This is a genomic window from Rubricella aquisinus (genome assembly GCF_014199445.1).
GTDB classification, from domain to species: Bacteria; Pseudomonadota; Alphaproteobacteria; order Rhodobacterales; family Rhodobacteraceae; genus Rubricella; species Rubricella aquisinus.
In genome coordinates this window covers 65944-88590 of sequence record NZ_JACIJS010000009.1, presented here as the reverse complement: position 1 = coordinate 88590, position 22647 = coordinate 65944, and the positions used below count along the sequence as shown (strand labels likewise).

At 62.0% G+C, this 22647-nt stretch carries 25 protein-coding genes and 1 tRNA gene; 17 read left to right on the top strand and 9 right to left on the bottom strand.

Annotation, left to right across the window (positions count from 1 at the left end; all coding sequences use genetic code 11):
- Positions 1–47: 47 nt before the first annotated feature.
- Together FHS89_RS14305 and FHS89_RS14300 are read right to left on the bottom strand one after the other, a co-directional pair.
- Positions 48–503, bottom strand: a complete 456-nt coding sequence (locus tag FHS89_RS14305; protein WP_184012803.1) for a DUF2867 domain-containing protein — start codon at positions 501–503, stop codon at positions 48–50.
- Positions 500–1522, bottom strand: a complete 1023-nt coding sequence (locus FHS89_RS14300) for a glycosyltransferase family 2 protein (RefSeq protein ID WP_184012802.1) — start codon at positions 1520–1522, stop codon at positions 500–502. Before FHS89_RS14300 ends, FHS89_RS14305 begins: the two co-directional genes overlap by 4 nt.
- 112 nt (positions 1523–1634) lie before the next feature.
- Between FHS89_RS14300 and FHS89_RS16460 the strand changes: the two genes are divergently transcribed.
- The gene (locus tag FHS89_RS16460; protein WP_184012801.1) at positions 1635–3935 is read left to right on the top strand and encodes a glycosyltransferase family 2 protein; all 2301 of its coding nucleotides are present in this window, start codon (positions 1635–1637) and stop codon (positions 3933–3935) included.
- Between the two features lie 296 nt (positions 3936–4231).
- On the opposite strand, the gene FHS89_RS14290 is transcribed toward FHS89_RS16460, so the two are convergent.
- Entirely contained in the window at positions 4232–5086 is an 855-nt protein-coding gene (locus FHS89_RS14290) for a DMT family transporter (RefSeq protein WP_246413932.1), read from the bottom strand.
- 235 nt (positions 5087–5321) lie between these two features.
- Between FHS89_RS14290 and FHS89_RS14285 the strand changes: the two genes are divergently transcribed.
- The 3 genes from FHS89_RS14285 to argF are packed head-to-tail and all read left to right on the top strand — an operon-like array spanning position 5322 to position 7930.
- Complete coding sequence (locus tag FHS89_RS14285; RefSeq protein WP_184012799.1) at positions 5322–6503, top strand: acetylornithine transaminase; 1182 nt, start codon at positions 5322–5324, stop codon at positions 6501–6503.
- A 16-nt stretch (positions 6504–6519) separates the two neighbouring features.
- On the top strand, positions 6520–6984 hold the full coding sequence (locus tag FHS89_RS14280; protein WP_184012798.1) for a GNAT family N-acetyltransferase: 465 nt from the start codon (positions 6520–6522) through the stop codon (positions 6982–6984).
- A gap of 19 nt (positions 6985–7003) precedes the next feature.
- Positions 7004–7930 carry an ornithine carbamoyltransferase gene (gene argF, locus FHS89_RS14275; protein ID WP_184012797.1) on the top strand — a complete coding sequence of 309 codons (927 nt, stop codon included), beginning with the start codon at positions 7004–7006 and terminating at the stop codon, positions 7928–7930.
- A gap of 403 nt (positions 7931–8333) precedes the next feature.
- Here argF and FHS89_RS14270 read toward each other — a convergent pair whose 3' ends face one another.
- Positions 8334–9134, bottom strand: coding sequence for a sulfotransferase family protein (locus FHS89_RS14270; protein WP_184012796.1), 801 nt, complete (start codon positions 9132–9134; stop codon positions 8334–8336).
- 127 nt (positions 9135–9261) lie between these two features.
- Here FHS89_RS14270 and FHS89_RS14265 point away from each other — a divergent pair, with 127 nt between their 5' ends.
- Together FHS89_RS14265 and FHS89_RS14260 are read left to right on the top strand one after the other, a co-directional pair.
- Entirely contained in the window at positions 9262–10839 is a 1578-nt protein-coding gene (locus FHS89_RS14265) for a DUF5928 domain-containing protein (RefSeq protein ID WP_184012795.1), read from the top strand.
- A gap of 11 nt (positions 10840–10850) precedes the next feature.
- The gene (locus FHS89_RS14260; RefSeq protein ID WP_184012794.1) at positions 10851–11231 is read left to right on the top strand and encodes an HIT domain-containing protein; all 381 of its coding nucleotides are present in this window, start codon (positions 10851–10853) and stop codon (positions 11229–11231) included.
- Between the two features lie 57 nt (positions 11232–11288).
- On the opposite strand, the gene FHS89_RS14255 is transcribed toward FHS89_RS14260, so the two are convergent.
- Entirely contained in the window at positions 11289–11459 is a 171-nt protein-coding gene (locus FHS89_RS14255) for a DUF1328 domain-containing protein (RefSeq protein WP_184012793.1), read from the bottom strand.
- 175 nt (positions 11460–11634) lie between these two features.
- Here FHS89_RS14255 and FHS89_RS14250 point away from each other — a divergent pair, with 175 nt between their 5' ends.
- Together FHS89_RS14250 and FHS89_RS14245 are read left to right on the top strand one after the other, a co-directional pair.
- Positions 11635–11955, top strand: coding sequence for an ElaB/YgaM/YqjD family protein (locus tag FHS89_RS14250; protein WP_184012792.1), 321 nt, complete (start codon positions 11635–11637; stop codon positions 11953–11955).
- A 6-nt stretch (positions 11956–11961) separates the two neighbouring features.
- On the top strand, positions 11962–12300 hold the full coding sequence (locus tag FHS89_RS14245; protein WP_184012791.1) for a phage holin family protein: 339 nt from the start codon (positions 11962–11964) through the stop codon (positions 12298–12300).
- Here FHS89_RS14245 and FHS89_RS14240 read toward each other — a convergent pair.
- Complete coding sequence (locus FHS89_RS14240; protein ID WP_184012790.1) at positions 12297–13283, bottom strand: hypothetical protein; 987 nt, start codon at positions 13281–13283, stop codon at positions 12297–12299. The genes FHS89_RS14245 and FHS89_RS14240 overlap by 4 nt on opposite strands.
- 95 nt (positions 13284–13378) lie before the next feature.
- On the opposite strand from FHS89_RS14240, the gene FHS89_RS14235 reads away from it, so the two are divergent.
- Positions 13379–13455, top strand: a tRNA-Arg gene (locus FHS89_RS14235).
- An 18-nt stretch (positions 13456–13473) separates the two neighbouring features.
- Here FHS89_RS14235 and FHS89_RS14230 read toward each other — a convergent pair.
- A complete protein-coding gene (locus FHS89_RS14230; RefSeq protein WP_184012789.1) occupies positions 13474–14322 on the bottom strand; it encodes a LysR family transcriptional regulator in 849 nt (282 codons plus the stop codon).
- Positions 14323–14422: 100 nt separating this feature from the next.
- Between FHS89_RS14230 and FHS89_RS14225 the strand changes: the two genes are divergently transcribed.
- A complete protein-coding gene (locus FHS89_RS14225) occupies positions 14423–15571 on the top strand; it encodes an NAD(P)/FAD-dependent oxidoreductase (RefSeq protein ID WP_184012788.1) in 1149 nt (382 codons plus the stop codon).
- 29 nt (positions 15572–15600) lie between these two features.
- Positions 15601–15975 (top strand): hypothetical protein, encoded by a 375-nt coding sequence (locus FHS89_RS14220; protein WP_184012787.1) that lies wholly within the window; start codon positions 15601–15603, stop codon positions 15973–15975.
- Positions 15976–16004: 29 nt separating this feature from the next.
- Here FHS89_RS14220 and FHS89_RS14215 read toward each other — a convergent pair whose 3' ends face one another.
- Positions 16005–17207, bottom strand: coding sequence for a multidrug effflux MFS transporter (locus tag FHS89_RS14215; protein ID WP_184012786.1), 1203 nt, complete (start codon positions 17205–17207; stop codon positions 16005–16007).
- Between the two features lie 285 nt (positions 17208–17492).
- Between FHS89_RS14215 and FHS89_RS14210 the strand changes: the two genes are divergently transcribed.
- From FHS89_RS14210 to FHS89_RS14185, 6 genes are all read left to right on the top strand, one after another.
- On the top strand, positions 17493–17996 hold the full coding sequence (locus FHS89_RS14210) for a type III secretion system chaperone family protein (protein ID WP_184012785.1): 504 nt from the start codon (positions 17493–17495) through the stop codon (positions 17994–17996).
- A 24-nt stretch (positions 17997–18020) separates the two neighbouring features.
- A complete protein-coding gene (gene proC / locus FHS89_RS14205) occupies positions 18021–18842 on the top strand; it encodes a pyrroline-5-carboxylate reductase (RefSeq protein ID WP_184012784.1) in 822 nt (273 codons plus the stop codon).
- Between the two features lie 89 nt (positions 18843–18931).
- Positions 18932–19393 (top strand): phasin family protein, encoded by a 462-nt coding sequence (phaP, locus tag FHS89_RS14200; RefSeq protein ID WP_184012783.1) that lies wholly within the window; start codon positions 18932–18934, stop codon positions 19391–19393.
- Positions 19394–19506: 113 nt separating this feature from the next.
- Positions 19507–19845, top strand: a complete 339-nt coding sequence (locus FHS89_RS14195; RefSeq protein ID WP_184012782.1) for a tRNA-binding protein — start codon at positions 19507–19509, stop codon at positions 19843–19845.
- Complete coding sequence (locus tag FHS89_RS14190) at positions 19845–20795, top strand: 2-hydroxyacid dehydrogenase (RefSeq protein ID WP_184012781.1); 951 nt, start codon at positions 19845–19847, stop codon at positions 20793–20795. Before FHS89_RS14195 ends, FHS89_RS14190 begins: the two co-directional genes overlap by 1 nt.
- Positions 20792–21001, top strand: a complete 210-nt coding sequence (locus tag FHS89_RS14185) for a SlyX family protein (RefSeq protein ID WP_184012780.1) — start codon at positions 20792–20794, stop codon at positions 20999–21001. The genes FHS89_RS14190 and FHS89_RS14185 overlap by 4 nt, the downstream gene beginning before the upstream one ends.
- A gap of 46 nt (positions 21002–21047) precedes the next feature.
- Here FHS89_RS14185 and FHS89_RS14180 read toward each other — a convergent pair whose 3' ends face one another.
- On the bottom strand, positions 21048–22613 hold the full coding sequence (locus FHS89_RS14180; RefSeq protein WP_184012779.1) for an alpha-glucosidase family protein: 1566 nt from the start codon (positions 22611–22613) through the stop codon (positions 21048–21050).
- Positions 22614–22647: the final 34 nt, after the last annotated feature.

Below are 22647 nucleotides of genomic sequence, written 5' to 3'. Positions count from 1 at the left end.
AGGCGCAAAACAAGGCGGCCCGGGGCCCTCCCCCCCGGGCCGTTTTTTTATGCCAAACGGCGCAGCATGGCACGCACGACAAACGGATGCGCGATGCCCACGGGCAGCATATAGGCGCGGCCAAACCGGTTATGCGTGATCACCGATGTGGTGATCGCGGCCTCCGTCCCGGTCAGGGTCAGGCAGGCCATCACGTCAAGATGACTGTCCCGCGCCGTGAGCGACAGGATATCGTCCTCCAGTCGCTCAATCAGAAAGAAATCGAGCATCTCGCCCACACGCGGATCAGCCCCGCGCCGCCCGGCAAATCCGCCGGATTTGCGTACCCCAAACGGGGCGGAAATCGTGTCGCGCAGCCAGAACGCGGCCTTCAGCAGCGGCGCAGGTCCGCGCGTCATCCGGTCCCACGCGGCAATCGATGTGATTGGGGCGGCAAGCGCGATGCGATGACAATCACAAAAATCGAGCGCATCCTCCGGCCCGACCAGATCAGCCACCCTCATTCCAGCCCCCGCCGCGCCCGCGCAAGCCGGTTATGATGGCGCAAAAGCGCATGTTGCATCGGTAAGGGCAGCGGCAGGCTTGGCCCGGTTTGCAAAATCGCCTGATACACGCCGAACATCGCCTCATCTTCCAAAAGCTCCGCAATCTTGGCCCGTCGCCACGCGACCGCCTCCGCATGAAGCGCCGCGAGGGTCGGATCGGCCCGCAACTGGGCCAACATCTCCTCCCGAATCGCCGCCGTGCGCGTGATGCTCACATCCTTTACCGCGCCCTGATTGTTGGCGATCCAGTAGTCCAGCCCGATCTCATCCGCCTCATGGTTCGGCTTGCCGCGCCAGCGTTTGATGAGGAAATCCTCCGCGCTGCCCGTGGCGTAGTGATTGACCTGCGCGAGCGCGTATTGATCCGTCTCGTCCATGATCGCGGGCAGCATGCCGCGGGTGATGTCCTGCGGCAGTGTCCGCCCGGACCCATCAACCCAAAGCTGCGGCGCGTATCGCGCGGGATCGGGCTGTTTCGGGCGGTGCACGCCCAGCTTGGCAAAACAGCCATCATTGCGCCACAGCGTCTTGTAACAGCGCGCGCGAAACGGCCAGAGCATTACCGGCGGGGCCGCTTGCGTGAACCGTGTCGTCACCGGCTGATCGGCATAGCCGCCCTGCCCGCCCGCGCCAAACAATCGCCACGCCAGCGCAAAGCCCTGCGCCTCCGGCACGGCGGAAAACAGATCCGCGAGCGTGCCCTCGCCCGCATGAATATTCACGAACTCATCCACATCCGCGACCATGATCCAGTCCGCCGCCGCGACCAGCGGGTGTTTGCTCGCGCGCGCCAGCGCCTGCCATTGGATTGGCTTGTCGCCTTTGCGCGGGTTCGGCACATGGGTCACGCCGGGCAGATGCTCCAGCATTCGGTCGGTGCCGTCCTCGCAATCATTGGTGTAGATCAGGAAATCGGTAAACCCGATGGCCCGGTGATGCGCGACCCATTCCAGCACAAAGGGTGCCTCGTTTCGCATGGTCGTCACCATAAGGATGCGCAAAACGATGGTCCTCCTTCTTTCTGCTGCATTGTTGACCGATCCGTGATCCCTTAACAAGAAGCCCGATACCACTGACACCGGAGCCACCGTGCCGCATTTCATCAGCCGACGCCTCACCGGATTGCCAGCACCGCCCGAATGGCGCGACGTGCTCTATCCCAAGGCGGCAGGGGTGGACCCACAGCGGCTCCTGCTGACGCTCGATGCCTACGCGGTCGCGGGCGGGGTGCGGATCAATCTGGCCAACCATCACGACCCCGCCCTGTTTCTGAAAGGGCTGACCCTGTCCATGGACGGGCAGGACGTGGCAGAGGCCACTGCCCATGGCACCGCGCGCGGCATGGCGCTGCATCTGCCACAGACCAGCGATGCGGTCAGCTTCATCCGCAATGGCGTGATGATGACCCAGCCCATTGCACAGAACGATCAGAGGCATCTCGCGGGATGCAATGTGCTGGCGGCCCTGATCCTGTCGCCCGACCCGGACACGGTGGCCGATTGGGCCCGCTTTCACATCGCGGAGCAAGGGGCGGATGCGCTGTTCCTGATGCGCCGGGCTGCCCCCGATCAGGCCATCGCGGCAGAGGACGCGGCCCTTTTCGCGGCCCTTGACTTGGCTGGCCTCAAATCGGTGGTGATCGCGACCACCACGCAGCCCCTTGGTGCGCCGGACCAGCCCGCGCTTACCAGCCATGCCTTTGCCCCCAACGCGCCCGGCAAGGGGATGCGCAGCTATGACCCCGATCCATGGCGCAGCCCCCTGACGGAATTGGCGCTTTATGACGTGATGCAGCACCGGTTCCTTGCGCAAGCCAATGCCGTGCTGATGTGCGACATTGCCGATCTGGTGCCGCGCGGGGACAGTGACGACAGCGTGTTCACCATGGCGGCAGGGTCCGAAAGCTACCTCAAATTCGGGGGCGAGCGGGTGTATCCGTGGCGCTTGCCCGACGCGGACCGCCCCCGCCACGGGGATCATGCCTGCTACCGCTTTGATGGCAGCGTGGCAGAGAATATCTGGTGCGTCGCCCCGCAAGGCCCGATGAAAGACACGATCTGGCGGCCGTTTCGTGTGTCGATCCAGTCGCCCGATCCGGTGTCGGAGGAATGGAGCTATTACCGCTGTCAGGCGATCCGCCATCCGGGGGAGCCTGCCGCGGCACTCTCCCCCAAATCGAGCCTCAAGGATCACGCGGTGTTCCGAGATCTGATCCGCCAGCATTTCGACGCCACCCCGAAAACCGCACCTGCCCCGATGAAGCCGCCCTCAGAGCCGATGCGGAACGACACCATCCTCGCTGTCACCACGATGAAGAACGAGGGGCCGTTCATCCTTGAATGGCTGGCCTATCACCGGGCCATCGGGGTCACGGATTTTCTGGTCTATACCAATGACTGCAATGACGGGACGGACACGTTTTTCGATCTGTTGCAGGCCAAGGGATACCTGACCCACCGGCAGAACCCCTACCGCGAAGTGGGGATGAAGCCACAACACGCGGCCTATCAGGATGCCCAATCGACCGAGATCGCGATGAACGCCGATTGGGTGATCCCGATGGATGTGGACGAATATATCTCCATCCATGCGGGGGAGGGGACATTGCATGACCTCTTTGCCGCGGTGCCGGATGCCAACATGATCTCCATGACGTGGCGGCTGTTTGGCAATGGCGATGTGGCAGCATTCGAGGAGCGGTTCACGACCGAGCAGTTCACCGCCTGCGCGCCGGAATACATCCGCAAGCCGCATCAGGCATGGGGGTTCAAGACGATGTTCCGCCCGCTTGGCTATTACAACAAATTCGGCGTGCACCGTCCCAAGGGCCTGAAATCGGAGGCGATGCATCTGATCAACTGGGTCAATGGCTCAGGCCAGCGGTTTCCCGATGCGATGTTGCGCACGGGCTGGCGCAACACGGTGCAGACATGGGGCTATGATCTGGTCACGCTCAACCATTACGCCGTCCGCTCGGCAGAGAGTTACCTCGTGAAGCGGGACAGGGGCCGGGTGAACCATGTGGACCGAGATCAGGGTTTGGCCTACTGGTTTCGGATGAACAACAACGCCGAACAGGACACCGCGATCCAGCGGATGATCCCACGCCAACGCGCGGAGTTCGACGCGTTCATGGCCGATCCGGACATCGCCGCCCAGCACCACGCCTGCGTCGCCGCCCACCGCGCCAAGATCAAGGAGCTGTATGGCCGCCCCGATTACCTGCAACTTTACCGCGACATCACCGGGGAGCGGCTGCGCGCGCTGTCGCGGATGCATCACTGCTTTGGCGTCGCGACCTTTCTGGCCGGGCCGGATTGCATCCCGGAGGATTTCCACCTGCGCGATGACCCCGGCTTCTTCTCCCCCGATGAGAACGAAACGGGGTAGCGCGACGGGCCAGCGCCGGGCCGGGGGCTGGCGCTGTATCGGTGCTGCTTCATGCTTTATCTCAGCCACATCGGACGCAGTATCCGAAGTGCGTTCCCAGCTTCAAAGCGCCAGACCGAAGGGCCGGTCCGGCGCTGGCCCGGCGCGCTTCGCGCTTGATCCCGGGCCAAGATGCGCGCAGTTCTACCGCAAGCCGGACCGAATAGCGCCGAAGGCGCCGGTCCAGCGTCCGCCCGCCCCCAGGCGGACGCTGGACCAACTTTCCGTTTCGCCTCTCACCGCCGCAGGATCACCCCTCACGCCTTCCGGCTCTCCCGCCACACCATCAGCGCGGCACCGGCAAGGATCAACAGGGCCCCGGCAATCGCTGTCGGCACCGGAACCACGCCATAGATCACGAAATCATAGAGTGCCGCGAATACCAGCGTGGCGTAAAACACCGGACCCACGAAACTCGCATCTGCCCGGCCCATCGCATTCAGGAAACACGCCTGCGCGCAGACCATCAACAGCCCCGTCCCCGCCATCAACCCCCACAGAAGCGGCGTTGGCCAAACCCAGACGAAACTCGCCACACTGCACGCGATCACCACACCGATCACATTATTCACGATCAGGATTTGCAGCGGCTTTTCCGCCCGCGTCAGCCGCTTTATCGTGATGACCTCGGCCCCCATGAAGACCGCGCCAAGCAGTGCAATCAGGGCCGCTGGCTGAAACGCGTCGGCCCCCGGCTGGATCAGGATCAGCGCGCCCGCAAAAGCGATCACCGCCGCCGCCCAGCGCCATGGGCCGACCCGCTCTCCCAACAGCGGAATAGCAAGGATCATCGCGATGATCGGGTTGAGAAAGCTGATCGCCGTCGCCTCCCCCACGGGCATCACGGCGACCGCGGCAAACATGCACGTCACCCCCAACCATCCCAGCACCACCCGCAAGGTGTGCAAGGGCAGGTTCGGTCGGATGATCCGGGGCCGCAGGATCAGGGAGGCCACCGCCAGCCCCAACAGCGCAAAGATAAACCGCCCCGACGACACCTGAAATGGATGCATCCCGGCCACGCCCAGCGCCTTCGCAAACAGGGTCGATCCGGCGACAAAGGCGGCGGCGGTCAGCATGAACAGGGCGGCAAGGGGTTTATTCTCGATCATGGGCACATTCATGCGCCTGTTCGGCGGATTTGGCGAGGGGGATTTCGCCAGCGGCGCGGGCCACAGCGCGGTTTTTCTGTCAGGCCGGACAGCGCCGTGTGTGCCAGTCCAGAACCCGCCCCCTGCCCCCACAATTATTGACAGGCGCGCCACTTCCCCCGATAACGACACTTCCCTCTGGCTGACCGCGCCGGAGGGTTTTCCTTTTTGCGGTCCTGAACAGGAGTTATTGAACGTGATCACGCCCGTCATGCCAACCTACGCGCGGGCACCTCTGTCTTTTGAGAAAGGCGAGGGCCCCTGGCTTATTACCGAGAGCGGTGAGCGCTATCTGGACATGGGAGCCGGCATTGCCGTTGCCGCCCTTGGCCACGCGCACCCGGCCCTCGTTGCCGCGTTGGAAGAGCAGGCACGACGATTGTGGCACACGTCCAATCTTTACAACATTCCCAACCAGCAGGCGCTCGCGGAGCGGCTGGTCGAGCATACCTTTGCCGATACGGTGTTTTTCACCAATTCCGGCACGGAAGCGACGGAATGCGCGGTAAAGATGGCGCGCAAATATCACCACGCGAAGGGCCAGCCGGAGCGGCATCGGATCATCACCTTTCAGGGATCGTTCCATGGCCGGACCCTTGGCATGATCTCTGCCGCGGGGGCGGAGAAGCTGACCAAAGGCTTTGGCCCCCTTTTGCCGGGCTTTGATATCCTGCCCTTTGGCGATCACGACGCGCTGACCGCCGCGATCACGGATGAGACCGCCGCGATCATGATCGAGCCGGTGCAAGGCGAGGGCGGGATTCTGCCCGTTCCGCCGCAATGCCTCAAAGGGTTGCGCGATCTGTGCGACCAGCATGGCATCCTCCTGATCATGGACGAAATCCAGTGCGGCATGGGCCGGACGGGCAAATTGTTTGCCCATGAATGGTCCGGCATCACACCCGATATCATGGCCGTGGCCAAGGGGATCGGCGGGGGCTTCCCGCTGGGAGCGTGCCTTGCAACCGAGGATGCGGCCAGCGGCATGACCGCAGGCACCCACGGCACGACCTATGGCGGCAATCCGCTCGCTTGTGCCGTTGGCATCGCGGTGGTGGATGAGATGCTCAAGGACGGGTTCCTTGATCATGTCTCCCGCCTTGCCGGGCATATGCGACAGGGGCTTGAGGGGCTGATTGCGGCCCACCCGGATGTGTTCGAGCTTGTCCGGGGCGAAGGCCTGATGATCGGTGTCAAATGCAAGGTGCCGAATATCGACGTGGTGAATGCGGGCTATGCCGCGCATATCCTCACGGTGCCGGGTGGGGACAATGTGATCCGTATCCTGCCGCCGCTCAATCTGACTATTGAGGAGGTTGATGAGGCCCTGCGCCGTCTGGATCAGGCGGCCGCCTCGATCAAGAGCGATGCGGGCTGAGTACACATTCAGGCCATTGACGCGGGCCGATCTGCCGATGATCGGTGATTGGCTCGCGTCGCCGCATATCGGCGGCTGGTGGGGTAGCCCGGAGAAGGAGATCGCCCTGATGCTCGAAGATCTCGACAATCCGGTGATGGATATGCGTGTGGTGTGTCTGGACGGGGCGCCCTTTGCCTTTGTGCAGGATTATCCCGCCCATCATTGGCCGATGCCCCAATATGCCAACCAGCCTGTGGGCACCCGCGCACTTGATACCTTTCTCGGGGACGCGGCTTTCCTTGGGAAAGGGCATGCCAAAGGGTATCTGCGCCAGCGCGCGCGTGACCTGATCGACGCCGGGGCCATCCGTGTGGTGGTGGACCCGGCCCCTGACAACGCTGCCGCCGTCGCGACCTATCGCGCGGCAGGCTTTCACGGCACGCGGGTGGCCCCTTGCGAGGATGGCGATCCGGTGCTGATCCTGGAATTCACCGGGTAGCGCCCGGGAAAGGAGTGACATGACCCATTTCCTTGATCTGCATAAGACGGACAAAGCCGCGCTGCGCGCGATCATCGACCAGTCCCATGCGATGAAAGCAGCACGCGCGGGCCGCCCCAAAGGCGCACCCGATGATGAACAGCCGCTCTCTGGCCGCATGGTCGCGCTGATTTTCGAGAAACCCTCGACGCGGACGCGCATCTCCTTTGACGTGGGCATCCGCCAGATGGGCGGGCAGACGATGGTTCTGTCCGGCTCCGATATGCAGCTTGGCCATGGGGAGACGATTGCCGATACCGCACGCGTGCTGAGCCGCTATGTCGATGCGATCATGATCCGCACCTTCGCCGAGGACACGCTCAATGAGATGGCGGATTATGCCAGCGTGCCGGTGATCAACGGCCTGACGGACCGCAGCCACCCCTGTCAGATCATGGCCGATGTCATGACATTTGAGGAGCATCGCGGGCCGATTGCCGGCAAGAAAGTGGTCTGGTTCGGGGATGGCAACAACGTGGCCGCAAGCATGATCCATGCCGCAGGGCAATTCGGTTTCAACCTGACATTCAGCGGGCCGGAACCATTGGATCCCGAGGCTGAGGCCGTGGCCTTCGCCCGCGCGCAAGGGGTGGAGATCACGATCGAGCGGGACGCGCTGCGCGCCGCTGAAGGGGCCGATCTGGTGGTCGCGGACACATGGTTGTCGATGCATGATGATCAATCCAAACGCTCCCGCAGGCACAACATGCTCAAACCCTATCAGGTGACCGAAGAGCTGATGACGGCAGCGGGCCCGCAGGCCTTGTTCATGCACTGCCTACCCGCGCATCGGGGCGAAGAGGCAACCGACGGCGTGATGGACGGTCCGCAATCGGTGATCTTTGATGAAGCGGAAAACCGCCTCCATGCGCAGAAGGGCATCTTGCGGCACTGCCTCGGCCTTTAATGACCGGGGGCGCTCCCGCCCGTCGTTCCGTCGCTGCGCTCCGTCCTCCCGTTGGGCCGGGCCGCCCGCTTACGCGGGCGGGTGCCTCCGGCGGGGTATATTTGAAGAAAGTGAATTGGACTTGGTGTGGCGAGAGCAGCCCCGCGATTCGGCCGTGGGTCAAGGTCCGAGGAACGAGCGGCCTTGACGCGCGGGCGAATCGTGACACCCACAATCGAGCGGGTGATTTGAGGAACACACCTGTTCCTCAAACACCTCAGCGCAATCTTAAACCGGCGCGCAGCGCCGGCCTTTCCCGGCGCTTCATTTCATTCCGCGCGTTCGGGCGCAAACGCTGCCCCGCAGCGTTTGTCTCTCGCCCTCACCCCAAAGGGAGGCGAAGCCGACGTGCGGGAGCGCCGCCTTATCCGTTGAGTTTCGCGTGGATTTCGTCGAGGTCCATTTCCCGCACCGGTGGCCCGGCATAGGGTTCTTTCGCGTATTTAAAGAGGTTGAAGTCCCGACGATAAATCTCCTGCATCAGGTGATTTGACAGATCGTCGAAATAGTCCTCCACCGGATGCAGCCGCTTTGGCCCATGGCCTTCGCTTTCGTTGAAGCGGGGCATCGTGTCGATATCAATGTCATAGGCGTGCTGCGTGTTTGCCAGCACCTCTTTCATCCCGTCATTGAACCGCTCGGTCGGAAAGATCAGGTTATAGCGCCCGCCATTGCGGATCAGGGTCGACACATGGCCAGAGCAGGCGGACCAGTGGATATCTGGGTCCATCGGTTTGCGAAACCGGATCGTATCGCGCACGAACAGGAGAAACCGGCGGAAACTAGCGATCTGGTCAAAATCGCCTTCCACCTCGATCCCATACCGCTTGGTCAGCATCGGGACCAGATTGCCGCGATAGCGTTTACCGTTCCTTTGAATGCCGCAAATCTTGTCGAAAAAGGAGGACAGCACCCGGCTATACGGGTTGCGCACACAGGTGAATGTATAGGTCTCCCGCGCCGTCACGCCCCGTTCCAATATGGGCTGGCTGCGATCCAGCGCCCATTTGTGGATGCCAGAAGTCGCGTCGTGGATATCCCCGTCATAATAATGGCCATGGTCGGAATAGAACATGATCTGACCAATGGTGGAGCACGCGCATTTGGGCACCACGCGGTAGATCATGCTTTCACTTTCGGTCATCCAAGTGCCGGGAAATGGCATGGTTTGCTCCTCTCAGCCGTGAGGTTCGTTGTGTGCAAGCCATCTGAGCCTGTCAAGATGGCGGCGGGCTGGCAATTGACGCGCAATGCACTTATTCCAGACGGATAGTCATAAGGTCCGCCCGCCCATGGTCAGAATCGCCTTCATCCTTCTGTGCCACAAATTGCCCGATGCGATCATCGCGCAGGCAGAATTACTGGCGGCAGGTGGCGATTGTGTGGCGATCCATTTCGACCGCTCCGCCCCGGCAGAGGACTATGCCCGCCTGCAAGAGGCGCTGGGCGACAACCCAAACATCACCTTCGCCAAAAAGCGGGTAAAGGGCGGCTGGGGGGAATGGTCGCTGGTGGAAGGCACGCTTTCGGCACTCCGTGCCGCGCGCGAGACCTTCCCCGATGCCACGCATTTCTACTTCATCTCCGGCGATTGCATGCCGATCAAGCCGCGCGGGCACATCGTCCGCTATCTGGAGAACAATCCCTATGATTTCGTGGAGCATCACGATTTTCTGGAAAGCGACTGGATCAAGACCGGCCTGAAAGAGGATCGCCTGATCTATCGTCACTATTTCAATGAGCGGGAGCAAAAGGCGCTGTTCTACCGCGCGCTCAATCTGCAACGCGCCTTGGGGCTGAAGCGAGACATCCCGTCAGACCTGCGCATCTTCATCGGGTCGCAATGGTGCGTGCTGCGGCGTGAAACCCTCGACAAGATCCTCGATTTCGTGGCCAAGCGGCGGGACGTGATCCGCTTTTTCCGCACCACATGGATCCCTGATGAGACGTTCTTTCAGACACTGGTGATGCACCTCGTGCCGCGCGCGGAGGTGAAATCGCAAACGCTGACGCTGCTGGCGTTCTCCGATTACGGGCTGCCGATGGTGCAATATGACGACCATTACGAGTTGCTGCGCACCCAATCGGCCCTGTTTACCCGCAAGGTCTCCCCCAATGCACGGAAACTGAAGGCACAATTGTCCGACCTGTTCCTGTCCGCCGATGACCGGATCGAGACCGCCGATACGGCGATCCCGCTATATAGCTACATCACCAAACGCGGGCGGATCGGGCGGCGGTTTACCGGCCGTTTCTGGGAACGCGGCGGGCAGATCGGGCGGGGTCATGATGTGCTGGTCGTGGTGTGCAAGAAATGGCATGTCGCGAAGCGGTTTGTGGATGGCGTGCGGCAAATCGACGGGCCAGAGGCGCTCGGTTATGTGTTTGATGAGGAGGGCGACGCCCTGCCCGCCCTTGGCGGGATCGAAAGCAGCAAGGAAAAGCGGGGCCGGCACCGGCGCGCATTCCTCAAAATGCTGTTTGAGTATCACGATACCGAACGGCTTGTGATCTGCCTTGATCCCGCGAATATCGACACGCTGCGCGACATTCAGCAGGATGACTGCGGTTTGCGGGTTCTGGAGATTCGCTGCACCGTCGATGATGCCTATATGCTGGGCCACGCCAAACGCATCGGCATGATTGCGGATGTCAGTGACGTGACCGTCGCAAGCCCGCTCCTGATGGCCCTGCACCGCCAGTTCAAGGATGAAAGCGACGCGCTGCGCGATCTCAACCTCACGCATTTCTACAGCGTGGATGACCGCGCCAGTCTGCCCATCAATGTCGAAAACGTGGCCCGCTTCCTCAGCGTGCCGCCCGAACAGGCAACGACCTGCCTGCGCGATCATCGCATTTTCAAGGAGTGAGGAACGCCCCGATGCCCTATAGCTATGACGATCAGAACATCTTTGCCAAAATCCTGCGCGGGGAAATCCCGAACAAGACGGTTCTGGAAACAGAGCATTCGCTGGCCTTTGAGGATATCAATCCGCAGGCGCCGCAGCATGTCCTGGTCATCCCCAAAGGCCACTATGTCACCTATGACCATTTCGCCGCCGAAGCGACCGATGCGGAGATCGTGGATTACACTCGCGCCATCGGCGCTGTCTGCCGCAAATTGGGCGTCACGCTAGAGGACGGCACCGGTTATCGCTTGCTGACCAATGCAGGCCCCGATGGGCATCAGGAAGTGCCGCATTTGCATATCCATGTTTTTGCCGGCGGGTTTCTTGGCCGCATGATCAAGGTGCCGGGATAACAGGAAAAAGGGCGGCTTCATTGGCCGCCCTGTTCCGTTCATTAGTCACAACCGTGGTTAAGGCGTCTTGCCCCGCAGCGCGCGCGCGACCATCGCGATCGCGGACAACACGATAAAGACAAAGAACAGGATTTGCGCGATGCCTGCCGATGCAGACGCAATACCACCAAATCCTAGAACACCAGCGATCAGCGCCACGATAAAGAAGACGATTGCCCAATAAAGCATTTCGGTTTTCTCCCATTTAGATCAGCGATGCGGGCTTTTCCCGCCGCTTTCCGATAACTAAAGAATGTTGGCGGGGCGGATTCAGTTCCAATATTTTATGGACGCTCCTTTATGGAACTCCTGCGCGCGGCCCGCGTTTCTCTATCACATGCTTAACAAAGCAAGGAGAAATGACATGGCACGCGCCGCAAGCACGACTTCCGCATCGACAGACGACCTCGTCAAACAGATCGAAACGCTAAAAGCAGACGTTCAGGCGCTCACCGATACGCTCGGTGAGTTGGGCAAGGCGCAGGGCGCCGCCGCCAAGAACGCCGCCGCAGAAAAAGCCGCAGCCCTGCGCGACGCGGGCGAAGATCAGATCAACCGCGCGCGCGGCGCGGCGAACGACCTCAACGATCAGGCCAACGAATTTGTCCGCACCCAACCTGCAACCGCGCTTGGCATTGCCGCTGGCGTTGGTTTTCTGGTGGGCATGATGTCGGGCCGCAAGTGATCCCTCATGTTTGACCAGATCGAACAAAAAGCGAGCCGTGCTGCCAAAAGCGCGGCTCTGGGCACAGGCGGCGCGCTCTGCCTTGCCGTCGGCGCGGGCTTTCTGACGGTCGCTGCATGGATTTACCTTGCCACGCTGGAGGGCACCTTGTTTGCCGCCGGGATCATTGGCGCGGTCTATGTCGGCATCGGGCTGATCCTGATCGGTTTGGCCTCCGCCCGGCGCAGCGACGTGCCGCACGCACACCCCGCACCGCAAACCAGCGCACAAACCCCACCCTTGGCCGAAGCGTTCCTGTTCGGTTTGCAAGCCGGGCGTGGGGTGCAGAAAGGCCAGCGCAGCTAGCGCATCCACAGGCCCGCCTTTTTCAACTCCCGGCGCAGGGCGCGCTCCCGCCGGGGGAGGTTGTCGCGATCAAACATCGCGCGCGCCTTTTGGCCCCGATTGCCATAAATTATCGCCTTGAACGCCGGGTATTCGCGCAGGAATTTCTTGTTTTTCTGCGCTTGAGCCACGCTTTCCAGCACCTCAACCACGCTGTCACTTTCCCGCGCATAAAGAAGCGGCAAGGTGCGCCAGTGGCAGGTTACATCCCCATCCAACCCCGCCAAGTCTGGCCCCGGCCGCCCACCGCCCAGCGCATGAATGACCAGCGGTAAGGCAATCTGGTCAAGCCACGGATAGAGCGCCTGGCCCTCCAGCACTGGCCCGGGCTCCCGCGCGATCTCTGCCGCGTAATGGCAAAACAGGTCGGCAAAAGCGTGCGGGCACGCGCCATAAAACCAGCCTGCGTTGAAATAAAGGTAACGCTCCCAATACTCGTCAGGCTGCGAGAGATCGAGGGAGCTTTGAAAGTCGAGCTTGAACCGCTCATAGAGCGATCCCCAGATTTCTGTGTAGCCCGGCCCATAAAGCTCAATCGAGGGCCAGCTATCCTCCCGCCGCATCGACGCGGATGGCCGCTCAAACGGGAACGGCACCGCACTCAGCGGCCCCAGAAACAGCGTATCCGTGTCAAAAAACACAAACGGCTCGCCTTTGGGCAGGGCCGTGAGCGCCATGATCTTGTTCCCATGGGCATAGTCCTGCCCGAAGACGACGTTTTCGAAAGGCACGATTTCGGCCCCCAACTCCACCAATCGCGCGCGCAGATCCTCATCCGTGATCCGAGGATCGTCCCGCCAGCGCGGGGCCGGTTGCGGCTCTGCCAGAAACACGCGAAAGCGCCGATCCGGCTCCGCCGCCTGCAAGGACGCCATGAACAAAAGCGCCTCATATTGCAGGCGTCCGCCCTGAACGACGGCCATGACGTTGAAGGTTTGGGTCATCGGTCTCCTCTGAGCGTGCAGCCTAGGGCGGCGGTGCGCCGGAGTGCAAGAACCCGATTGCGGATCGTAGGCGCGTGGTGTATCCGACTTGCGACGCACCCATAGCTCAGCTGGATAGAGCGCTGCCCTCCGAAGGCAGAGGCCTCAGGTTCGAATCCTGATGGGTGCGCCAAACCTTCCCCCTGCACTGTCATCCCTCGAACAAAGCACGATCCGTTTTCGCCGCCTCGATCAGTGCGTCGAACACCAGCCGCACCTTCGCGGCTTTTCTCATGTCGTGGTGACACACGATCCACAGCTCCCCAAATTCATGCGCCATCGGGTCGGAGCGGCGGATCAATCCCGGCCATTGCTCCCCGAGCAGCATGGGGATCAGCACGCAGGAGCCGGTTTGCACCGCGAGGCTCGCGCTCAGGATCAGGCTGTTGGAAAAAACCTGCGGCGCATGGTCGGGAAGGTGCTGCTTTTGCGCGCTCATCGTCCGGTTCGGCAACGCCCCGCCCGCAAACCCGATGAACCGTTCCTCCGCGTCTTTTGGCCCATAAACGGCCCAGCGGATGGTGGCGAGTTTGCGCCCGAACAGTGCCGGATCGGTCGGGCGCGCGGGGCGAATGGCAATATCGGCCTCCAGATTGGCGAGGCTCAGCACCTGATTGCCCGCCAAAACCGTGATTTCCAGCGCCCGGTGCTGTGCCGCGATCACCCCCACATGGCGCGCCAGAAAGAACGGCGCCAACACTTCGCTGCCCGCGATGGTCACGCTGCCTTTCACCTCAGCGCCCTGCCCGGTGATCTGGCGCATCGCGGCGGCACTCGCCTGCTCCATCCGCTCGGCCGCGTCGATAAGGGGAATGCCCTGCTCTGTCGGGGTATATTGGCCCTGATCGCGATGAAACAGCGGGTGGCCCAACCGCGTTTCCAGTTCCGCCAAGCGCCGAAAGACGGTGGAGGAGGTCACGCCCAAATCCTCCGCTGCCCCGGCGATCCGCCGCGCGCGCGCAATGCTCAGCACCAGTTTGTAGTCATCCCAGTCGATCATCACTGTCTCATTTTTGCGATTCCGTTTCGCATTTTATTCGCTTCAGTCGCATCCGCGCAAATCATATGCCAGCCAGACAGGAAAGATACAGGAGCACATGATGAAAAACGTTGTGATCGCCGGAGGTGGTTTTGCGGGGGTCTGGGCCGCGATGGCGGCGGCAGCCACACGACAGCGCATCGGTCTGGATGATCTGGCGATTGAGTTGATCTCTGACAGCGGTAGCCTGACAATCCGCCCCCGGCTCTATGAGGGCGCGCGCGACGACATGCGCGTCCCACTTCAGCCGCTTTTTGATGAGATCGGGGTTGAGCTGACGGTCGGTAAGATCACGCGCGTCAGCGGCGCCGAGGTGCAGCTATCCGGCGGCGCGACCCATGGGCATGACCGGTTGGTGCTTGCGACCGGCAGCGCGATCCGCGTTCCTGCCGTTCCGGGTGCGGATCAATTTGGCTTTGCCGTCGATACCCATGACAGCACAGCAATCCTTGACCAGCATCTGGCGACGCTTGATCTGGCGGATGATGCGGCGGGCACCATTGTCGTTGTCGGAGCAAGCTTTACCGGGCTGGAGGTCGCCACCGGCTTGCGGGCTCGTTTGGGCGCGGTGCCGCGCATCCACATTCTGGATCAGGCCGCGACACCGGGCGCGGGGCTGGGTGACGCGATGGAGGCCGAAGTGGCCACCGCCCTTGCCGAGGGGGATATCGCGTTCCACGCCCAAACCACTGTTGAGGAGGTCACCGCCGAGATGGTGCGCCTCTCAAACGGCAGCGATCTACCGTGCCGGACGGTCATCTTTGCCACGGGGTTCAGGGCGTCTCCCCTCACCGCAACGCTGGAGGCAGAGCGTGCTGCCGATGGCAGGCTGGTGGTCCACCCCGATTTGCGCGTCGGCGCGGCAGAGACCGTTTTCGCGGCGGGCGACGTGGCGCGGGCCATGGCCGATGACACCCACGCCACGCTGATGTCCTGCCAACACGCGATGCCGATGGGAATCGCGGCGGGGCGCAATGCGGTGCTTGACCTCGCGGGTCAGTCGACGCAGGCCTACAGCCAGCCTTTCTACGCGACATGTCTTGCCCTTGGCCCTTATGGCGCGGTGTTCACAACCGGCTGGGACCGTGCGGTGGGCAAAACCCGCGCCGAGGGGGCCGCGATGAAAACGCAGATCAACACCCAATGGATTTATCCCCCCGACCCGTCCCTTGGCCGCGATGCCATCTTTGAAATGATTCTGGGCAACTGACCCTTTTTCCTCATGCATGGAGATATGACATGAACACCCCTTTCCTTTTCCTTGCAGCCGCACTCGGTACCGTGACGGCGGCGGCTCACATCTTCGTCGGGGGGCCAAAGAACGCAGCACCTGTCCTCACGGCACCGGGTTTGCCGAATGGCCCGCGCGTTACGGTCAGCTTTGCGTGGCACGCGGCGAGCCTGTTCCTGATCTTTGTCGCGGCGGCCTATCTTTTGGCGGCTCTGGGCGTGATGGACAGTCAGGTGGTGGTGCTCACCACGGTGCATTGCGGCCTATTGATGGTGCTGAGCACGGCAATGGCGCTGCGCGGTGGAATTTCACCACTGGCCTTTCCGCCAGCGGTGTTGTTCGCGCTGATCACGGTGAGTGGCGCAGCGGCACTCTGGCTCTGATCCAAGGGAAGGCGCGGTCGGATCAGGGATCAGTCCAGATCACCCACCGTCCGCGCCCGCCGGATCACATAAAGCGTCGTCAGGATCGACAGGCCCGATGCGACCAGCATCACGATGAGGAGCGGCCACGCGCCGCTCTCCATCGACAGGAGGCTGCCGGTAAAGGCCGCGACCGCCGCCCCGCCACCGATCATCAATGCCCCGCCCAAGCCGGACGCAGAGCCCGCAAGCCGGGGCCGCACGCTGACGATCCCCGCATTCGCACTGGGCAGCGTCAATCCGTTGCCGATCCCAATGAGCGCGATGGAGCCAAACAGCGACATCGGATGCTCCAACCCCACGCCAAACAGCACAAGCGCCAGTGCCGCGCCCATCGTGGCAACGATCCCGCCTGCGGCCATCATCCCGTTCAGCCCGACCTGCGACGCATAGCGCCCCGACAGGAAATTCCCGATCAGATAGCCGACGGCAGGGGCCATGAAATACATGCCCACCTGCGCGGAATTAAGCCCCAACAGCTCGGACGCAACAAACGGCGCACCACCGAGAAAGCCGAAATAGGCCCCGCTCGCAAACGCCGCCGTCAGCGCATACCCCCAGAACCGCCGCGCGCGGATCAACTCGGGATAGGCGCTGAACTGCTCGGTAAAGCTGTCGGAGGGGTCCATGTTCGTCTCCCCCAGATCGCGCCACGCGATCAGCAGGACCGCCACACCAAACACCAAGAGCGCGACAAAAGTGGATTGCCAGCCAAACAGGCTGTCGAGCCAACCGCCAATGATCGGCCCGATCATCGGCACCAGCGACATGCCCATGGTGACATACCCGATCATGCTGGCGGCCTTGTCCGGTGCCACCATGTCGCGCACGATCGCACGGCTCAGCACGATCCCGGCGGCCACGGCGGCCTGCACGAAGCGAAAGATCAGGAATGTCTCGATCGTCGTGGACAACAGGCAGCCCAGCGTCGCCAAGCAGAAGATCACCAGCGAGCCAAGCATCACCGGTCGCCGCCCGTAGCGGTCAGACAAGGGGCCGATGATCAGTTGCAACACCGCGATCACACCGAGATAGGCGGAGATCGCCAATTGGATCAGCGCGTAGTCAGCCGCGAAATACTCTGCCATTCCCGGCAGGGAGGGCAGAAAGATATTCATCGACAGCGCGCCTATTCCTGCCAATAGGACGAGTGTCACGATATGGGGTGGGTTCGCGATGCGCGGGGTGGTCATGCCGGTCGGTCCTTGTTCTTCCCGCCGCAGGGCGGGAGACAACTGTTTTCCTTTCGCGCCAAAGGTCAAGAGCATTGACCGAAAAAAGCGGAAGGGTGACCGGGCGTGGGGTTCGGCGCGCGGTCCCGCACCCCCAGCGCCAATCACTTTCCGCTTTACAGACTCGGGTTGAGCGTTCAACCATATGTTGTGGCGTGATTTCCAAACACCACGAAGGATTGGAAGTTCCTCAGCCACAGGTGGCGGACACCCCGCCAAGCGGCATATCTGTGAGAGGGAGATGTCATGGACGCGCAGGAACTCACCCTTGATTTCGAGGACGCCGATCCGATCGACCTTGTTGAGTCGCTCGCCACCCATAACGCATGGGAATTCGACCGCGTGGCCGACAACCAGATTGCCATGATCATCGAGGGGCAATGGCAAAGCTATTCGCTATCGCTCGCCTGGTCCCCGATGGATGAGACACTCCGCCTGATCTGCACGTTTGACCTGACCCCGCCGGAGGGCACCCGCGCGCAGCTTCTTGATGTGATCGACGGGGCGAATGATCGGCTTTGGTCCGGGTCGTTCACCACATGGGCCGCGCAGAAGATGATCGTGTTCCGCTATGGCCTGAACCTTGCGGGTGGGGCCCATGCGAGCGGCTGGCAGATCGACGAAATGATCGCCAACGCGGTGGATGCCTGCGAGCGGTACTATCCCGCCTTCCAGCTTGCCTGCCGGGGGGAAACTTCGCGGGACGAAGCGCTAGGCATTGCCATTTCCGGGGCGTATGGTCGGGCCTGAGCGTATCACGCGAAGGAGGATCAAATGTCTATGCAATCCATTGAAGCCCGCGGCCTTGTGCTGTTGGGATGCGGAAAAATGGGATCGGCCATGCTGGAAGGCTGGCTCGCGCAGGGACTGAGCGCATCATCCATAACGGTGATTGACCCCTACCCATCGGCCCGGTTGGAAGCACTGCAAGCCGAAGGGCTGCACCTCAACACACCCTTGCCCAAGGCGCCCGCTGTCTGCCTCTTGGCCGTCAAGCCGCAGATGATGGCCGAAGCCCTGCCCCAGATCGGGGATCTGGCGAAAGCGGATACGGTGTTTCTGTCCATCGCGGCAGGCACCTCTATTGATTGGTTCGAGGGCGCGCTGGGTCGCCGCGCGCCCATTATCCGCGCCATGCCCAACACACCCGCTGCCGTGGGTCGCGGGATCACGGCGCTGGTCGGAAATGCTCAAGCATCCGAGGCGCAGATGGCCATGGCCGAAAGCCTGCTCTCTGCCGTGGGTCAAACCGTGCGGATTGAAGACGAGACGATGATGGACGCGATCACGGGCGTGTCCGGCTCCGGCCCCGCATATGTGTTTCATATGATCGAAACCATGGCAGCTGCGGGCGTGGCAGAGGGCCTGCCGGAGGACCTCGCGATGCAATTGGCGAAAGCCACGGTCGCAGGCGCAGGCGTGCTCGCGATGGAAGCGGACGAAGACCCGTCCCAACTGCGCGTCAACGTCACCTCCCCCCAAGGCACCACTGCCGCTGGGCTTGAAGTGCTGATGGACCACCAAACCGGCCTGCCCCCCCTGATCAAACGCACGGTCGCGGCTGCGGCGGAACGATCGCGCGAATTGGGGAAATAGGAGTATTGTGCACCGCAGCATAATCTCCTCTTGATTTTTATGTTGCAGTGCACCATATGTGTTTCATCAACCCGATGGAGGACACCCCGATGTTCACGAAAAACCAATTCCCGTTCGACGCCGAAGCCATGGCGGAGTTCTTCAAGACCAATGATTTCACCAAGATGTTTTCTGGCACGACCATGCCGAACGTCGACACCAACGCGATGATGGCCGCACAAAAGGCCAACATGGACGCGCTTGTCGAGGCGAACAAAGCCGCCGCAGCGGGCTTCCAGGACATGTTCAAAAAGCAGGTTTCCCTGTTTGAAGAAGCGATGGAAGAAGCCAAGAAAACCTTGGCTGAGTTTGACGTCTCCAAAATGACGCCTGAGGCCGCGCAGGCACAGGGCGCCGTGATGCAGGCCGCTTACGAGAAAGCGATCGCGCATATGTCCGAACTGACCGAGACCGCGAAAAAGGCAAACACCGAAGCCTATGAAATCGTGGCCGCGCGCATGAAAGACTCGATGGCTGAGTTGAAAGACATGGCGGATAAAGCCGCCAAGTAAGCAAGTCTCTCCCCAGACGATTGATCGCCCGCGTCCCCCGATGCGGGCGATTTTGCATTGTCGGCCCCGCCCCTCCGGCCCATAACAGGGCAGACAGGCTTGGGGAGGATACGATGACCGAGATTACCTTTGACGATTTCATGAAGGTCGATATCCGCGTCGGCCGTGTGATCCGCGCCGAACCCTTTCCAGAGGCGCGCAAACCCGCGATCAAGATGTGGGTCGATTTCGGCCCCGAAATCGGAGAGCGCAAAACCTCCGCCCAGATCACCAGCCACTACACGCCCGAGGATTTGCCCGGTCGGCTTGTGCTTGGCGTGGTGAATTTCCCGCCCCGCCAGATCGGTAAATTCATGTCCGAAGTGCTCGTGCTTGGCGCACCGGATGAGGCGGGGGAGGTGGTGCTGTTGCGCCCGGACAAGGATATTCCCATCGGCGGGAGGATGTTCTGATGGCAAAAGTCCTGCTCGCCCGCCGCTTCCCCGACAGCATCATCGCACGCGCCGAGCGCCTGTTTGACGTCACCCTCCATGACAGCCCCGATCCGCTGGACCAATCCGCGCGGGAGGCGGCCTTGTCTGAGTATGACGGGATCATGGCCACACTGGGGGACACTTTCCCCGCCAGCGCCTTTCCCGCCGCACGGACCAAAATCATCGCCAATTTCGGTGTTGGCTATAACCATATCGACGCCGCTGCCGCCGCGCAGGCGGGCGTCATGGTCACCAACACCCCCGGTGTGTTGACCGATGCCACGGCGGATATCGCCATGACCCTGATGCTGATGGCTGCGCGCCGCGCGGGCGAAGGGGAGCGGATGCTGCGCGCGGGCAACTGGCAGGGCTGGCACCCGACGCAACTCATGGGGGAGGACGTCACCGGGCGGACCTTGGGCATTATCGGCTTTGGCCGGATCGGGCAGGCAATGGCGCGCAAGGCGCATTACGGTTTCGGGATGCGGATCGTGTTCCACAACCGCTCCCCCAAAACCGCCGATTTCCCGGCGGAACAATTGGGGAGCATTGAGGAAGTCTGCGCCACGGCGGACGTCGTCGCCATCCATGCGCCCGGCGGCAATCGCCACCTGATTGACGCAAAGGCCCTCGCGGCGATGAAACCCACTGGCATCCTGATCAACACCGCGCGCGGCGACGTGGTGGATGAGGCGGCGCTGATTGACGCACTCGAACAGCGCCGCATCTTCGCCGCAGGCCTTGATGTCTATGATCAGGAGCCGCATGTCCCCGCCCGTCTGATGGCGCTGGAAAATGCCGTGCTCCTGCCGCATCTCGGCAGCGCGTCCCTGCTCGTGCGGGAGGCGATGGGGAATATGGCGCTCGACAATCTCGACGCGTTCTTCGCGGGCCGCCCCGTGCCGAACCCAACCCCGGAAATGCCATGACCGACGACCGCATCACGCGCTTGGAAGAGGCCCTCGCCCATCAGGCCAAACTGACCGATGATCTGAGTGCCATCGTGGCCGATCAGGCCGAGCGTATCGCCCTCCTTGAACGCCGCGTGCAGGCCCTGCGCCGCCGCGCGGCAGAGGCCGACGCGACCAAGGATGGTGGCGCCTATTTCGCGGATGAACGCCCGCCCCATTACTGACAGGCCCCCTGTTTTCTTTTTTCCCTAAATACCTCCCGCCGGAGGCTTAGAGACCGCGCAACTCAACCCCACGCGGCGGAAGCAGCACCCGGTCGCCCGCCACATCCACCTCAACGGCAGCCGCGCCGAAATTGAAGGCACAGGTGACGACCTGCCCTTCATGGCTGCGCTCGAAAATCAGCACGTCCCCGTCTGCATCCAAAAACCGGATATCCCCTTTCACCAGCGCGGGCGTCGCCCGGCGCAGGGCCAGCACCTCCCGGTAATGCGCAAGGATCGAGCCGTCGCCCTGCGCATCCACCGCCCGCTCCAGATGCGGGCCATAGACCGGCAGCCATGTTTTCGGCGCGGTGGAAAACCCGCCCATCGGCGCTGACGCCTCCCATACCATCGGCGTGCGGCAGCCATCGCGGCCCTTGAAGCCCGGCCAGAACCGGATGCCGTAAGGATCGTTCAGATCCTCAAACGCGACCTCCGCCTCGGGCAGCGCCAACTCCTCCCCCTGATAAAGGCAGATCGACCCGCGCAAACAGGCCAACAGCGTCAGGCAGAACCGCGCAAGCGTATCTATGTCCTCCCCCTCCCGCGCGAACCGCGTCACATGCCGCGTCACATCATGGTTGGAGAAGGAATAGGTGACCCAGCCGCGCGCCACCTCCCGCTCGAACCGTTCGACAACCGTGCGGATATGATCCGCGCTGAATTCATCGCCAAGGAGGTCAAACGTGTAGGCCATGTGCAGCCGCTTGCCCGACGTGTAGGTCGCGACCGTCTGCACCGACCGCCCCTCATCCCCGATCTCCCCCACGCTGGCACGATCGGGAAATTCATCCAGCACCGCGCGCAACCGCTCCAGAAACGCGACGTTTTCCGGGCGCGATTTGTCATAGTCATGCTGCTGGAAACTGTAGGGGTTCGATGCCTCGATAAAGCTGGAGCCAGCGCTGCGCTGCGCAACCGGGTTGTCTCGCAATTCGGTGTCATGGAAATGGTAGTTGCAGGCATCCACCCGGAACCCATCCACCCCCCGCTCACACCAGAACCGCACGGTATCAAGGATCGCATCCTGCACATCGGGGTTATGATAATTGAGGTCCGGCTGGGAGGTCAGGAAATTGTGCAGGTAGTATTGCCGCCGCACGCTATCCCATTCCCAGCTTGGCCCGCCAAAGACAGACAGCCAATTCGTCGGTGCGGTGCCATCGGGTTTTGCATCCGCCCAGACATACCAATCGGCTTTCGGATTATCGCGGCTTTTGCGGCTTTCCTTGAACCATGCGTGCTGATCGGATGTGTGTGACAGCACCTGATCAATCATCACCCGCAGGCCCAATTCATGCGCGCGAGCAATGAGGTCGTCAAAATCCGCCAGCGTGCCGAACATCGGATCGACATCCCGGTAATCGGAAATATCATAGCCCATATCCGCCATGGGCGAGGTAAAGAACGGGCTGATCCAGATCGCATCCGCATTAAGCGACGCCACATGATCAAGCCGCCGCGTGATCCCCTTCAGATCGCCCGAGCCGGAGCCGGTCGTGTCCTGAAAACTGCGGGGATAGATTTGATAGATGACGGCCCCGCGCCACCAATCCGGGTCTGATGTCAGCATCTTTTTGCCTTCTTACTTGATGGGTGAGCCGGTC

What these genes read in the sequence shown, in the direction of transcription:
- FHS89_RS14245 (WP_184012791.1), top strand. Translation starts at nt 11,962, where the DNA reads ATGTTTGACCAGATCGAACAAAAAGCGAGCCGTGCTGCCAAAAGCGCG.
- FHS89_RS14270 (WP_184012796.1), bottom strand. Translation starts at nt 9,134, where the DNA reads ATGCCATTTCCCGGCACTTGGATGACCGAAAGTGAAAGCATGATCTAC.
- argF (WP_184012797.1), top strand. Translation starts at nt 7,004, where the DNA reads ATGACCCATTTCCTTGATCTGCATAAGACGGACAAAGCCGCGCTGCGC.
- FHS89_RS14190 (WP_184012781.1), top strand. Translation starts at nt 19,845, where the DNA reads ATGGCAAAAGTCCTGCTCGCCCGCCGCTTCCCCGACAGCATCATCGCA.
- FHS89_RS14240 (WP_184012790.1), bottom strand. Translation starts at nt 13,283, where the DNA reads ATGACCCAAACCTTCAACGTCATGGCCGTCGTTCAGGGCGGACGCCTG.
- FHS89_RS14225 (WP_184012788.1), top strand. Translation starts at nt 14,423, where the DNA reads ATGAAAAACGTTGTGATCGCCGGAGGTGGTTTTGCGGGGGTCTGGGCC.
- FHS89_RS14265 (WP_184012795.1), top strand. Translation starts at nt 9,262, where the DNA reads ATGGTCAGAATCGCCTTCATCCTTCTGTGCCACAAATTGCCCGATGCG.
- FHS89_RS14250 (WP_184012792.1), top strand. Translation starts at nt 11,635, where the DNA reads ATGGCACGCGCCGCAAGCACGACTTCCGCATCGACAGACGACCTCGTC.
- FHS89_RS14290 (WP_246413932.1), bottom strand. Translation starts at nt 5,086, where the DNA reads ATGATCGAGAATAAACCCCTTGCCGCCCTGTTCATGCTGACCGCCGCC.
- FHS89_RS14220 (WP_184012787.1), top strand. Translation starts at nt 15,601, where the DNA reads ATGAACACCCCTTTCCTTTTCCTTGCAGCCGCACTCGGTACCGTGACG.
- phaP (WP_184012783.1), top strand. Translation starts at nt 18,932, where the DNA reads ATGTTCACGAAAAACCAATTCCCGTTCGACGCCGAAGCCATGGCGGAG.
- FHS89_RS14180 (WP_184012779.1), bottom strand. Translation starts at nt 22,613, where the DNA reads ATGCTGACATCAGACCCGGATTGGTGGCGCGGGGCCGTCATCTATCAA.
- FHS89_RS14210 (WP_184012785.1), top strand. Translation starts at nt 17,493, where the DNA reads ATGGACGCGCAGGAACTCACCCTTGATTTCGAGGACGCCGATCCGATC.
- proC (WP_184012784.1), top strand. Translation starts at nt 18,021, where the DNA reads ATGTCTATGCAATCCATTGAAGCCCGCGGCCTTGTGCTGTTGGGATGC.
- FHS89_RS14185 (WP_184012780.1), top strand. Translation starts at nt 20,792, where the DNA reads ATGACCGACGACCGCATCACGCGCTTGGAAGAGGCCCTCGCCCATCAG.
- FHS89_RS14300 (WP_184012802.1), bottom strand. Translation starts at nt 1,522, where the DNA reads ATGCGAAACGAGGCACCCTTTGTGCTGGAATGGGTCGCGCATCACCGG.
- FHS89_RS14230 (WP_184012789.1), bottom strand. Translation starts at nt 14,322, where the DNA reads ATGATCGACTGGGATGACTACAAACTGGTGCTGAGCATTGCGCGCGCG.
- FHS89_RS14260 (WP_184012794.1), top strand. Translation starts at nt 10,851, where the DNA reads ATGCCCTATAGCTATGACGATCAGAACATCTTTGCCAAAATCCTGCGC.
- FHS89_RS14195 (WP_184012782.1), top strand. Translation starts at nt 19,507, where the DNA reads ATGACCGAGATTACCTTTGACGATTTCATGAAGGTCGATATCCGCGTC.
- FHS89_RS14215 (WP_184012786.1), bottom strand. Translation starts at nt 17,207, where the DNA reads ATGACCACCCCGCGCATCGCGAACCCACCCCATATCGTGACACTCGTC.
- FHS89_RS14255 (WP_184012793.1), bottom strand. Translation starts at nt 11,459, where the DNA reads ATGCTTTATTGGGCAATCGTCTTCTTTATCGTGGCGCTGATCGCTGGT.
- FHS89_RS14305 (WP_184012803.1), bottom strand. Translation starts at nt 503, where the DNA reads ATGAGGGTGGCTGATCTGGTCGGGCCGGAGGATGCGCTCGATTTTTGT.